This is a genomic window from Pseudonocardia alaniniphila (genome assembly GCF_022524485.1).
Lineage (GTDB): Bacteria > Actinomycetota > Actinomycetes > Mycobacteriales > Pseudonocardiaceae > Pseudonocardia > Pseudonocardia alaniniphila.
The window spans coordinates 286,695-298,703 of sequence record NZ_JAKXMK010000002.1 but is presented as its reverse complement, the minus strand read 5'-3'; the positions used below and the strand labels follow the sequence as shown (position 1 = coordinate 298,703).

Annotated in this window: 16 protein-coding genes; 6 read left to right on the top strand and 10 right to left on the bottom strand. The window is 69.5% G+C overall.

Translation table 11 applies throughout. The annotated features are described in order from the left end of the window. The first annotated feature begins 7 nt into the window (after positions 1-7). The 3 genes from MMF94_RS02465 (at position 8) to MMF94_RS02455 (ending at position 1,699) form a co-directional block, all read left to right on the top strand. Entirely contained in the window at positions 8-337 is a 330-nt protein-coding gene (locus tag MMF94_RS02465) for a hydrogenase maturation nickel metallochaperone HypA/HybF (RefSeq protein ID WP_241034389.1), read from the top strand. A 1-nt stretch (position 338) separates the two neighbouring features. After that, complete coding sequence (hypB, locus tag MMF94_RS02460) at positions 339-1,127, top strand: hydrogenase nickel incorporation protein HypB (protein WP_241034388.1); 789 nt, start codon at positions 339-341, stop codon at positions 1,125-1,127. 98 nt (positions 1,128-1,225) lie between these two features. Further along, positions 1,226-1,699, top strand: a complete 474-nt coding sequence (locus tag MMF94_RS02455) for a pyridoxamine 5'-phosphate oxidase family protein (RefSeq protein ID WP_241034387.1) — start codon at positions 1,226-1,228, stop codon at positions 1,697-1,699. 25 nt (positions 1,700-1,724) lie between these two features. Here MMF94_RS02455 and MMF94_RS02450 read toward each other — a convergent pair whose 3' ends face one another. The 4 genes from MMF94_RS02450 to MMF94_RS02435 all read right to left on the bottom strand — a co-directional run bounded on the left by MMF94_RS02450 (position 1,725) and on the right by MMF94_RS02435 (position 4,396). Then, the gene (locus tag MMF94_RS02450; protein WP_241034386.1) at positions 1,725-2,303 is read right to left on the bottom strand and encodes a dihydrofolate reductase family protein; all 579 of its coding nucleotides are present in this window, start codon (positions 2,301-2,303) and stop codon (positions 1,725-1,727) included. Between the two features lie 138 nt (positions 2,304-2,441). Then, positions 2,442-2,885, bottom strand: a complete 444-nt coding sequence (locus MMF94_RS02445) for a peptidase inhibitor family I36 protein (protein WP_241034642.1) — start codon at positions 2,883-2,885, stop codon at positions 2,442-2,444. Between the two features lie 532 nt (positions 2,886-3,417). Continuing rightward, positions 3,418-3,894, bottom strand: coding sequence for a hypothetical protein (locus tag MMF94_RS02440; RefSeq protein ID WP_241034385.1), 477 nt, complete (start codon positions 3,892-3,894; stop codon positions 3,418-3,420). 340 nt (positions 3,895-4,234) lie between these two features. Continuing rightward, positions 4,235-4,396 (bottom strand): hypothetical protein, encoded by a 162-nt coding sequence (locus MMF94_RS02435; RefSeq protein WP_241034384.1) that lies wholly within the window; start codon positions 4,394-4,396, stop codon positions 4,235-4,237. 177 nt (positions 4,397-4,573) lie between these two features. On the opposite strand from MMF94_RS02435, the gene MMF94_RS02430 reads away from it, so the two are divergent. Together MMF94_RS02430 and MMF94_RS02425 are read left to right on the top strand one after the other, a co-directional pair. After that, positions 4,574-4,873 (top strand): type II toxin-antitoxin system Phd/YefM family antitoxin, encoded by a 300-nt coding sequence (locus MMF94_RS02430; protein WP_241034383.1) that lies wholly within the window; start codon positions 4,574-4,576, stop codon positions 4,871-4,873. 23 nt (positions 4,874-4,896) lie between these two features. Next, complete coding sequence (locus MMF94_RS02425; protein ID WP_241034382.1) at positions 4,897-5,283, top strand: PIN domain-containing protein; 387 nt, start codon at positions 4,897-4,899, stop codon at positions 5,281-5,283. 41 nt (positions 5,284-5,324) lie between these two features. Here MMF94_RS02425 and hypF read toward each other — a convergent pair whose 3' ends face one another. The 5 genes from hypF to MMF94_RS02400 all read right to left on the bottom strand — a co-directional run bounded on the left by hypF (position 5,325) and on the right by MMF94_RS02400 (position 9,500). Next, entirely contained in the window at positions 5,325-7,601 is a 2,277-nt protein-coding gene (gene hypF / locus MMF94_RS02420) for a carbamoyltransferase HypF (protein WP_241034381.1), read from the bottom strand. Further along, on the bottom strand, positions 7,598-8,251 hold the full coding sequence (locus MMF94_RS02415) for a D-sedoheptulose-7-phosphate isomerase (protein ID WP_241034380.1): 654 nt from the start codon (positions 8,249-8,251) through the stop codon (positions 7,598-7,600). Before MMF94_RS02415 ends, hypF begins: the two co-directional genes overlap by 4 nt. Before the next feature lie 85 nt (positions 8,252-8,336). Then, positions 8,337-8,579: a HypC/HybG/HupF family hydrogenase formation chaperone gene (locus tag MMF94_RS02410; RefSeq protein ID WP_241034379.1), complete on the bottom strand. Its 243-nt coding sequence runs from the start codon at positions 8,577-8,579 to the stop codon at positions 8,337-8,339. Next, positions 8,576-9,025 carry a phosphoheptose isomerase gene (locus tag MMF94_RS02405; protein ID WP_241034378.1) on the bottom strand — a complete coding sequence of 150 codons (450 nt, stop codon included), beginning with the start codon at positions 9,023-9,025 and terminating at the stop codon, positions 8,576-8,578. Before MMF94_RS02405 ends, MMF94_RS02410 begins: the two co-directional genes overlap by 4 nt. 31 nt (positions 9,026-9,056) lie before the next feature. Next, positions 9,057-9,500: a helix-turn-helix transcriptional regulator gene (locus MMF94_RS02400; RefSeq protein WP_241034377.1), complete on the bottom strand. Its 444-nt coding sequence runs from the start codon at positions 9,498-9,500 to the stop codon at positions 9,057-9,059. A 423-nt stretch (positions 9,501-9,923) separates the two neighbouring features. Here MMF94_RS02400 and MMF94_RS02395 point away from each other — a divergent pair, with 423 nt between their 5' ends. Beyond that, positions 9,924-11,090 carry a uroporphyrinogen decarboxylase/cobalamine-independent methonine synthase family protein gene (locus MMF94_RS02395; RefSeq protein ID WP_241034376.1) on the top strand — a complete coding sequence of 389 codons (1,167 nt, stop codon included), beginning with the start codon at positions 9,924-9,926 and terminating at the stop codon, positions 11,088-11,090. A gap of 86 nt (positions 11,091-11,176) precedes the next feature. Here the strand turns inward: MMF94_RS02395 and MMF94_RS02390 are convergent, their stop codons facing one another. Continuing rightward, a complete protein-coding gene (locus MMF94_RS02390) occupies positions 11,177-11,968 on the bottom strand; it encodes a TetR/AcrR family transcriptional regulator (RefSeq protein ID WP_241034375.1) in 792 nt (263 codons plus the stop codon). Positions 11,969-12,009 lie beyond the last annotated feature (41 nt).

Here is a 12,009-nt window from a genome sequence, read left to right as displayed (position 1 = left end):
GGCGTCGATGCACGAGCTGTCGATCACCCAGACCGTCGTCACCACCGTGACCCAGCGGATGCGGGACGCCCGCGTGTGCCGGATCCGGCTGGAGGTCGGGCAGCTCTCCGGCCTGGTGCCGGACGCCGTCCGGTTCTGCTTCGAGATGGTGGCGGCCGGCACCACGTGCGAGGGCGCCACCCTGGAGATCGACGAGCCGCCCGGCAAGGCGGTGTGCCGCACCTGTGGAGCGGCGTTCGAGACCGGCGAGGTGCTGCCGCTGTGCGACTGCGGCAGCGCGGACATCGAGGTGCAGGGCGGGCGAGAGCTGCGGATCCGAGAGGTGGAGGTGGTCTGAGGTGTGTACGACCTGCGGCTGCTCCGACGACGCAGGCGTCCGGCTGACCGACCTGGGCCGGCCGGGCCCGACCCCGCACGACCACTCCCACGACCATGACCACCCGCACGGTCACGGCCATGCCCACTCCGAGCCGGACACGCGGACCGTGGAGCTCGAGGTCGACCTGCTGGCGAAGAACGACGGCCTCGCTGCACTCAACCGGCAGTGGCTCGCCGACCGGGACGTCGTCGCGCTCAACCTGATGAGCTCACCGGGCTCGGGCAAGACGACGCTGTTGACCCGCACCATCCGCGACCTCGGCGACGAGTTGCCGTGCGCGGTGCTGGAAGGCGACCAGGAGACGCTGCTCGACGCCGAACGCATCGGCGCAACGGGGGCGCCCGTCGTGCAGATCAACACCGGCGCGGGCTGCCACCTCGACGCCGACATGGTCGCCGCGGGGCTCAGTACCCTCGCGCCCGAACCGGGCTCCCTGCTCTTCGTGGAGAACGTCGGCAACCTCGTCTGCCCTGCGCTGTTCGATCTCGGCGAAGCCGGCAGGGTCGTGATCATGTCGGTGACCGAGGGCGCCGACAAGCCGCTCAAGTACCCCCACATGTTCCGCACGGCCGACCTGATGCTCGTGAACAAGATCGACCTGCTCCCCCACGTCGACTTCGACGTGGCCGCCTGCATCGCCTACGCGCGCCGGGCCAACCCCGCCGTCGAGGTGCTGGAGATCTCCGCGACCCGCGGCGACGGGCTCGACGATTGGTACGGCTGGCTGCGCCGGTGCGCCGGACACTGAGCCTGTCCACGTGGCGTCGGTCCGCAGCTGACCGATGAGTTCCCCCCACCAGGGGAGTCTGACCCGCGACAGCACCTTCGGCGTCGGGAGACAGGACCATGGCGGTCGGGGAGAGCGTGGACGCGGGCACGGCGGCGGACGAGGCGCGCCGGGTGGTGGCCGCCAACACCTACATGACGCTGGCCACCGCCGACGCCGACGGGCGACCGTGGGCCACCCCCGTGTGGTTCGCGGCCCTCGACTGCGCGGACTTCGTCTGGGTGTCGCGCCCGGGGGCCCGCCACTCCGCCAACATCGCCGGCCGGGCCGCTGTCGGCATCGTCGTCTTCGACTCCACGGTGGCGGTGGGCGAGGCGGCGGCGGTCTACGTCGAGGCCGAGGCCGAGGAGGTCGGCCCCGGCGACCGCGCCGCCGCGCTCGCCGTCTACAACGGCCGCACGCAGAAGCAGGGCATCGGGTCATGGAGCGAACGCGACGTCTCCGGGGCGGCGCAGTTCCGGATCTACCGGGCGCGGACGACGCGGGTCTACGTCCTCGACGAGCACGACGGGCGGGTCGAGGTGGCCCGGTAGCAGTCCTCCGATCACACGTGTTCCATCAGCGGATCCTCTCGTAACGCAGGTACACGGTGCCGGAGCGGAAGGTGCGCTGCTCGACCAGCCGCAGCCGGAGGTCGGCGCCGAGCGGGAAGTACGGCTTGCCGCCGCCGCTGAAAGCAGGCGCAACGCGCGGGCGGAACTCGTCGATCAGGTCCAGCAGCGATGCCGCCAGACCGGCGCCGCCGACGGACAGGTCACCGTCGGTCTCCTTCTTGAGCCGGACCACCTCGTCGATCGCATCGGCGCGGCGCACCAGCCGGCACCCGGGCGCGACCGACTCCAGCGAGTCGGAGAACACGATCCGCGGCGTCGCGGCGTACTCGCGGGCGAACTCCGCCTCCACCTCGTGCCCGTCGGCCCGCTCCGGCGCCGTCCAGAACTCCTCCATGACCTCATAGAGGCCGCGGCCGAACAGGAACGCTGCCGTCTCACGGGTCTGCTGGTTGGCGAAGCGGTGCACCTCCTCGTCCGGCTCGGAGAAGGCGATTCCGCCGTTCACGTCCTCGATGTAGCCGTCGAGGGAGATGCTCATCGTGTAGCTCAGAGTGCCCATGGGGAAGTAGACCGCCCGGCTCACCAGATCTCATCGTCAGCGGGCCCGGTAAGCACCGAACCCGCCGTGATCAGGGCCGCGCCGGGCATCCGCCGGAAGGGTGCGCCGCCGTCGCGCTCACTCACGCAGCCGACCGGCGGGCACCCCTCACACGAGCCGAGATCATGACGTGGGGCAGCCGAGCCCTCCCGTTGCGGGGTTCGGGATCGCAGGAGCAAGCGAGCTGATCTGGTCGTTCAGGTCGAAGGTCTGGCCGCCGCCGAGCTGGGCGGCCGCGAGGTTGGACACAGCCACCCCCGGGTTGATGAGCAGGCTCTTGCCCCGGAAGTTGATGTCGGAGTACACGCACATCGCCGTCTGCGAGTTGTTGGCGATGGACGAGAAGAAGTCATTCTGATCCTGGTTCGGATCACCCTGCACCTTGAAAGCCGTGAGACTCTGCACCTTGGTGCTGTCGAAGTTCGCGAAAAAGCCATCGAACTGGGCATTCTCGAAGAGGTCGAACTCGTTGTCGTTGCCGTGCGCGGCGGCACCGGCGGCAGGCTGCACTCCGACGGCGCCGGCCGTCGACGCCGCTGGTGCGGCAGCCGCCGTACCGACGGTCACGCCGCCCAACGTCAGGGCTACGAGCGCCAGGGTCCCGGCGGCCGCACCAACCACATTCCGCCGAATCCAACTGCGAGACATTCCGAGTCCTCCCGTCCGAGCCACCGCCATTGCGGTGACCGACATGGCTTGACACGCATTACCGCGCCTTGCCGTTCAGGTGGCAGATGTGATGAGATCCACATCGTGCAGGGCTCGATCATTGCGACGGGATTGCAGTAGGGCCAAGCGACGCGAATAGCGATAGTGCACATCCGGATATTGCCAGAGGTTCGCGCAGCGTGAGAACTAGTGGTTTTACCACCCGTGCCCCGGTGAACACGGCTCCCACACCACCCGTGTATCGGCATGTGGTCCACCGCAGAAGGCCGCGACCGATCCCGATCTCCGGGGCAGCCCGGCGACACGACCCGGACACCACCGGGCACAACGAGAACGCCCCTGCCAGCAGCAGCTGGTCAGGAGCCGTCTCGCCCGGCCATCGCCGGAGCCGGATTCGAGCCGTCGCGCCGTACGCGCACCACTCGGAACGTCAGTTGTCGTAGCAGGGTCGCACCGACGAGATCGTGTCGTTCTGGTTCTGGCCGAACTGACCGAGCTGCGTGTGCGCGGGGAACTGGATCGGCTGACCCATGAAGTTCTCGTCGGGGAACAGGCACATCTTTATCTCGGAGTTGTTGACGGCAGACGAGATCAGGTCGTTCAGGTTCAGGTTGTTGGCGCCCAGATCGGGGATCATGGCGTTGGTGAGGTTGGCGAACCCACCTTGGAACTCCGCATTGTTGAAGACATCGAACTCACCAAGATCCCCCGGCATCGGGGCGGAAGGAGCAGCGGGCCGAGCAGCTGACTCGAGGACGACGGGAACCGTGACGAGCTTTCCGGATGCGGCTGCAGCGGGCACCGCGGCGGAGGCCACACCGGTGACGCCAGCGAGACTAAGTGCGGCGACAGCCACGGCACCGGCAGCAGCGGCGACCAGGACGCGCCGAACCCAGCTACGAGACATTTCAGTCCTTCCGTTGTGAGCCGCCACCTTTTGCACCGGCCGACATGCCACACACGGTTGGGCCGATCTTTGCGTTCAGAGTGGAGATATGGCGTAGCTCATACCCGGCGGTTTCGCGATGGATGTCCATTTAGCGGCGCGCGCTTCGATTCCGCACCTTCCGCCAGATTCCGTACGTTGCGGCTGCCGCGCACCCGACGGGGCGCCGCACGCCGTTCGCGTCACCACCGCGCCTTTCCCAGCACCACGGCCCAGGCCTGTCGTCACTTGCCGGCACGTGCGCCGTCCGCGCGCACCCCGGGACCACGGTTGTCCGCTGCCGGTGATCGCCCTGATCGCCTCAGGTCACCGCAACCCGACGCTCCTGGTTGGCGTCGACGGGCGGGATGCCGAGCAGCTCGTTCGCCTGGCGCGAGGCCTCCTGAACAGTGATCTTGCCTGCCTGGTTCGCGTCCCACACGGCGTTGATCTCCGCCAGCAGCTCCGGCGTCAGCAGGTCCATGGTCACTTCCCCTTGATCGTCGCGCTCGGTACTGGGGAGGTAACGCTCGATCACCGCAGCCAATCACGTCGAACGGAGCCTTAACTGCACGATCGAGTGTTCGTCGCGCCGTGACACGGCCGCCGACCTCGAACCCCGCGATAGCGATACCGCTATCTCATAGCCATGCTGGCGAGCGTGGCCGAGTCCATCAGGCAGTCCGAGCTGCGCAACAACAACGCCGAGATCATGCGACGGGTAGCCGAAGGCGAGTCCTTCACCGTGACGGTCCACGGACGTGCAGTCGCCGATCTGGTGCCGCATCAGCGGACGACCTCCCGGCGGCGTCTGATACCTGCCGCCGGACTCGACGAGCTCTTGACCGCCTCCGGACCCGCGCCTGACCCCGGCGCGTGGGCGCGCGATGTCGCTGAAGCCGACGAACTCTTCGGCGACGACCACTCCTCCGACCCGTGGGATCGGGACGGGGAAAGGTGACAACAGGAGGAGTCACACGTCAGGTGCTGCTGGATACGTCCGTCGTGATCGCGCCGCCGACCGCAGGCCTTGCGTCCATCGCCGACTACGTAGCGGTCAGCGCGGTCACGGTCGCCGAACTGGAGCACGGGGTCGGCGCCTCCGTGGATGCCGAGGAGCGGCTACGACGCAGGCGCCGGCTGGGGGCCATCGTCGACGCCATGGACGTGATCCCGCTGGACATCGCTGTTGCCGGGTCGTATGGCCTGCTCGCCACCATGGTTCGAGCCGCAGGCCGAAACCCTCGTCCACGGCGCCTGGACCTGCTCATCGCCGCTACCGCCGAGCGTCACGGCCTGAGCCTCGCCACCCGTAACGCCGAGAACTTCCGCGCGCTGGACCGTGTGGTCCACGTGATCGAGGTGCGTTGACACCCTCGCCACCTTGATCACGTGGACGGCAGACCTGCCGATCATGCGCGAGCGGATGTCGCCGCAGCCACGGCCACCTGACCGAGGCTGATCCCGCCGTCGTTGCACGGCATCCGGGAGTGCACGAGCACCCGCAGCCCGGCCGCGGTGAGCCGCCGGGACACGCCGTGGAGCAGCCGCAGGTTCTGGAACACCCCGCCGGACAGGGCCACCACGTCGAGCCCGGTGCCGGCGGCGGCCCGTACGGCCGCGGCGGCCAGCGCGTCGTGCAGGCCCGCGTGGAAGCGGGCGGCGATCAGTGGCGCCGCGGTGCCCGTGCGGAGGTCGGCGACGACGGCGCGCACGAGATCGCCCGCCCGGATCAGCCCGCCGTCGAACCCGACGGGATAGCCGTCGCACTCCCCCACCGCCGACGCGCACTGCTCCAGTTCGACGGCCGCCTGCCCCTCGTAGTTGACCCGGTCCCGGATCCCCACGAGCGCGGCGACGGCGTCGAACAGGCGCCCGGCGCTCGTCGTGACCGGAACCTCCACATCGGACACCATCAGCTTCTCCACCTGCGTCCACAGTGGAGCGTTTCGCGCCGCGACGGCCAGGCCGGCCGGGTCGGTGCCGGTGGCGTGCAGCCAGGCCGCGGCCATCCGCCACGGCTGCCGGATGGCCGTGACGCCACCCGGCAACGGCACGGGCTCCAGGTGCGCGAGCCGCCGGAAGCCGGTGAGGGACACCTGCAGCACCTCACCGCCCCACAGCACGCCGTCCGGTCCGTAGCCGAGGCCGTCACACGCGATCCCGATGGCCGGCCCGGTCTCGCCGTTCTCCGCCAGGCAGGCGGCCAGGTGGGCGTGGTGGTGCTGCACCCCTATCAGCCTGAGGCCGGGTTCGGCGGCAGCGCGGTCGAGCGCGTACTTCGTGGACAGGTACTCCGGGTGCAGGTCGTGGGCGAGCACCGCGGGCGTGACGTCGAGCAGGCGCCCGAGGTGCTCGATGCCGTCGGTGTAGGCCCGCAACGTCTCGGCGTTCTCCAGGTCGCCGACGTGGTGCGACGGGAAGGCCTCCGCGCCCCGCAGGATGCAGAAGGTGTTCTTCAGTTCGGCGCCGCAACCGAGCACCGGCTCCGGCGCGGTCACGCCGATCCGCAGGGGTTCGGGGGTGTAGCCGCGGGAGCGGCGGATCGGGTAGGTGCGCCCGGCGACCACCCGCAGCACCGAGTCGTCAGCGCGCGTGCGGATCGGCCGGTCGTGTGTGAGGAAGGCGCCGGCGATGCCACCGAGCCGGGCGAGGGCGTCGTCGTCGAGGTGGGCGATCGGCTCGTCGGAGAGGTTGCCGCTGGTCAGCACGATGGTGGCGGCGAGCTCGTCGAGCAGCAGGTGGTGCACGGGCGTGTAGGGCAGCATCACACCGACGTGGTCGTTGCCCGGCGCGACTGCCGCGGCCAGTGGCGCGCCGAGGCGCCGGCGCAGCAGCACGATCGGGGCGCGGCGGGAGGTGAGCTCGGCGGCCTCACCAGGCCCGACCTGCCCGAGCGTCGCGGCCGCGTCGAGCCCGGGGGCGAGCACGGCGAAGGGCTTGTCCTCCCGGTGTTTGCGCGCGCGCAGTTCAGCCACCGCCTGTTCGTGGCCCGCGAGCGCCGCCAGGTGGTAGCCACCGAGCCCCTTCACGGCCAGCACCCCGCCGTCGGCGAGCATCCGGGCAGCGGTGGCGATCGGGTCGCCGGAGAGGTGGTGGCCGTCGGCGCCCAGCAGCCGCAGCGTCGGCCCGCAGTCCGGGCAGCACACCGGCTGCGCGTGGAACCGCCGGTCGCCCGGGTCGTGGTACTCGGTGGCGCAGGCGGTGCACATCGGGAAGCCGGCCATGGTGGTGGCCACCCGGTCGTAGGGCACCCCGGTGACGATCGTGAACCGCGGCCCGCAGTTCGTGCAGGTGATGAAGGGGTGGCGGTAGCGGCGGTCGAACGGGTCACGCAGCTCGGCGAGGCAGTCGGCGCACGTCGCCGTGTCGGGCGAGATGAGAGTGGCTCGCGGGCCGTGGGCCGAGCTGGGGGCGATGGCGAAGGCGGTGTCGCCGCGCACCGGCACGCCCGTGGCGGCGACGTCGGTGACCAGCGCGAGCGCGGGCGGCCGGTCGCGCAGTGCGGTGAGCAGGGCGTCCAGCGCGTGGGCGCTGCCCTCGGCCTCGATGATCACACCGGACTCGTCGTTGCTCACGAAGCCGGCGAGGCCCAGCTCCCCGGCCAGGCCATGGACGAACGGCCGGAACCCCACGCCCTGCACGATCCCGCTGACGCGGATCCGGGCCCGCACCGACGGTTCGCTCACGGACGACCCAGCGCGCGCTGCACCAGCTCCCACAGCACGTGGTAGGTGGTGGTCTGCGCCTCCTGGATGCGGTGCACCGACGCCGACGGCATGACGAAGAGGTGGTCGATCTCGCCGCGTTCGGCAGCCTCGGCCATCGCTCCGCCCGAGTAACCGGCGAGGCCCACGGTGAGCAGGCCGCGCTCGTGGGCGACGGCCAGGCCGCGCAGCACGTTGGCCGACCCCCCGCTCGTCGACAGGCCCAGCGCGATGTCGTCGGGGCGCCCCGCGGCGGCCACCGGACGGGCGAAGACGTTCTCGAACCCGACGTCGTTGGCCAGAGCGGTGAGCGTGGCGACGTCCGCCGCGAGCGCGAGGGCGGGCAGCGGCCGCCATGCCGGCCCGGGGTCGACGCAGAGCGCAGCCATGGCTGCCGCGTCCGTGCTCGAACCGCCGTTGCCGAAGGCCAAGAGCCTCCCGCCACGGTCGAACCGCTGCGCCATCGCCGTGGCACAGACCGCCAGTTCGGCGGCGTCGGCGGCCAGGACGTCGTGGCGCAGCCGCCCGATCTCACCGACCTTCTCCGCCGTCGACCGGGCGACGTCGGCCAGGAGCACGTCCCGGTCCGCGGCGCCCGCGTGCAGGAAGGGGTAGAGCGACTCGATACTCATCGCTCGCCCTCGCTGCACTCGGGCGGCCCATCGGGAGACGTCACCGCGCGAAGGCGCTGTAACACTGATTCGCTCCCACACTCGCTCATGACGGCTCCAGCCTTGCGATGGCCTCTCCTGCATGGACAAGGACGGTGTCCCCGACCTCGACGTCCACGAGCGCGACACTCACCTCCTCCTGCGTGCCGGCGTCGGTGTCCACGAGGGCCATGTCGTCGCCGAGCAGTTCGACGACCGTGACGGCCACGGCGACGTCGGAGCAGGTGATACAGGTGTCGCCGGGGTGCGGATCGGGCAGCAGCCCGCGCGCGCCCGTGCCGGTGTTCATGCCAGCACCTCCGGGGCGTCCAGGAAGACATGCACGAGCTCCCAGAGCACGTGGTAGGTGGTGACCTGGCCTTCGCGCACGATCCGCGGGTCGTCCGAATGCACCACGAGCACATGGTCCGGAGACGACCGGTTGAGCGGCCCGTCCGCCGCCCCGGCCAGGGCGACGGTCAACAGGCCGCGGCCGCGTGCCGCCGCCAGGGCGTCGGCGAGAGCGGCGTCACCACCGTCGGGCGCGATGGCCAGCGCGATGTCCTCGGGCTCCGCGAACAGCTCCAGCTCGGCACGGAACCCACCGGATCCGCCCCGCAGCGACAGCGCAGGCAGCGCCCGTTTCCCGATGATCACGGGATGCACGAACTCGACCACGACGTGCGCGGCGTCGGCAGCGGCACCGCCGGCACCGAACGCGATCAGCCGTCCGCCCCGGTGGAACCGCCTCGCCATGGCGTGGCAGGCGGTGGCCAGCGCGGGGGCGTCAGTGGCCAGCAGGCCGATTGGCCCCTCGCGACGCGTGAACGCCGTTCGTACGTCCGTAGCTGTCAGCTCGACGGTCAATGCGGCTCCCCTCTGGGCAGCCCCGCTTCGCCGCGGCGACCACCCGCGCGTAGCGATCGAGGAAGATGTGCAGCGCTTCGTGCGTCTGGCCGAGGCTGTCGGCCAGCGAGTCGAGGCAGTTCACACCCTCCGGTGTGACGTAGTAGGTGCGCCGGGCCGGTCCGACATCGGACGTCTGCCACTCCGAACGCACCAGCCCATGCCGTTCCAGGCTGCGCAGAGCGCGATAGACGCCGCCGGCGTCGCCGTCCCCGTCGTGCATCGGGCGCAGACGCGCGGCGAGCTCATAGCCGTGGTCGGGCTGCTCACGCAGGAGCAGCAGCAGGCAGGGCTGGAGGAAGTTGCGCGGTTCGAGCTCGGCCATGATAGGCGGTGCCCTCCGGATCGGCGGTGGTGGGCGCCTGATGTGGCTGATGTTCCCACTGTGTGACCGGAACCACAAGACAGGCCGGTCTCACCCCGGAGGGGCATCCCGCCGTGGCCGGGTGCAGTTCGCGATGTCCGCGCAATCACACCCCTCGGGAAACCCTCCGGGAACGGTTCAATCAACCAGGGATCAGTGGAGCGTTCAGGTAGCACCAAAACACTCATTGACCAGCTATGCGAATAAGACTACCCTTTCGAGCGAAGTCTGAGACAGACCTGTCTCTCTCGCATGGCGCATTCATTCCGAGGCACGGCCGAGGATCCGGTCGGTCGTGCGTGATCGAGCATTTCACGAGCAGGAGCACGAGGCCTCGGGATCGGGGAGATCCCTGGCCTGGATTCTCAAGGAGGAGATCCATTCATGGGCTACGACCCGCGCACGGCCACCGGAGTCCCCACCGAGCCGGTGGGTTCGCTCCCCCGACCGGCCAAGCTGCAGGACGCCTACGCGAAGTACGACGCAGGCGAGATCGGCCGAGACGATCTCGAGAAGCTGCAGGACGCGGCGGTCAAGGATTCGATCGAACGATTCGAGGCCACGGGTTCGCCGATCATCTCCGACGGCGAGCAGCGATGGTCGTCGTTCGCCACCTATCCGATCGCCGACACCCTGGCCGGCACCGGGCTCGCCCCGGGACTCGGACCGGGCGGTCAGTTCTTCGCGATCTTCGCCGACGGCCACGGCCGCCAGCTCCCGAAGCTGGAACGTGGCCCGTTCCGCTACAACCAGCACGCCGCCGACACGCTGCGCAAGTCGATCCCCTACGCGAACAAGCCGATGAAGCAGGCGGTGATCGCGCCGTCGATGCTCGCGCTCCTCTACCCACTGAAGGACCCGGTAGAGGGCTACAGCCGCGAGGAGTTCGAGGCCGCACTCATCGACGAGTGCGAGAGGGATATCCGCGAGGCCTTCGCCGCGGGAGCCGAGCGTGTGTCGGTGGACTTCACCGAGGGCCGGCTGGCCACCCGGGAGGATCCACGCAACCCGTGGACGGGAGCGGGCCTGTTGCCGCATTTCATCGAGCTGAACAACCGCGTGATGGCACGGTTCTCCGCCGACGAGCGGCGCAACATCGGTATCCACACCTGCCCTGGTGGGGACCGCGACTCGGTGCACTCGGCCGACGTGCCCTACAACAACCTGCTCGGCACGATGTTCGACATCGACGCCGGATACTTCCTGATCCAGCTCGCATCCGAGCGGGAAAAGGACCCGGTGTACGAGACGATCGGCCAGAACCTGCGCGACGACGCCCATGGCGTGACACAGATGGCGTACATCGGCGTCACGAATCCGCAGAACCCGCGGGTGGAGAGTCCGCAGGAGATCGCCGACCAGCTGATCCGGGCGGCGAACTTCATTCCGAAGGAGCAGATCGGAGCCACCGACGACTGCGGGTTCTCGCCGTTCTCCATCGACGAGAAACCGAACCACGGATCACCCGACTACGCCCGTGACGTTGCTTTCCGCAAGATCGCGTCCCGGGTGGAAGGAAGCCGCCTGGCCGCGGAGAAACTCGGCTTCTGACCCCTGCACACCTTCGGACGCCACTACCTCGGGCCGGCCCGATTTCGACCCCCGGGCCGGCCCGTTCCCTGCCTGTCGAGCGAGACTCAGTCGGCGGCGATGCCGTGCGACCGCAGCAACAACACGCCGAGCTCACGCGCAGCCGACGCCGCCCCGGTGTCGCCCTCGTGGGCCGCCATGATCGAGCCCTTCATGAGAACGTGCCACTGACGCGCGAAGTGATCCGCGTCCGCCACCCCCGCCTCCTCGGCGAGTTGACGCAGGTATCCCCGGATGTTCGCGAGGTGCTCCACACTCGCCCGGCGTACGGGGCTCGCAGGGTCGTTCACCGTCATCATGGTGGTGAGGAAGGCGCAGCCCTCGAAATCGGAACGGGCGAACCATTCCGAGAACAGGTCGAAGATGGCGAGTAACTGGTCCTGCGGACGCTCGCCACGCAGCCTGCTCTCACGCTGGAGCCATTCCTCGGTCCACAGCCGCTCGCGGCGGCGAAGGAAATCGAGAATGAGGTCATCCTTCGACGGGAAGGCGCGGTACAGCGTCATCTTCGCGGCGCCTGCGTGCGCGATGACGGCGTCGACACCGACGTCGCGCACCCCGTTGCGACTGAACAGCTCATAGGCGGCACGACGAATCCGATCGCCGCCACTCTCCGGCGATCGCCGTGGACCGTCACCGCTCGTCGTCGTCACCTGCTCCATCCTGTCTTCGCCCGACGAAACGATACCTCGCCGATCGGGCGGTAAACCTGCGGGAAGGTGGTGGAATCCGGAACCGCCGAACGGCGCAGTTACAAGCCCCCGAACGCACGCGAGGTGATCCACCGGCGGACCCCGATGAGACAGGGGATCGCTCCTGCTATGGTCGATCGCGATCATCGGGACCGAGGGAGACCAGACATGGTGGGTGACGACGACAT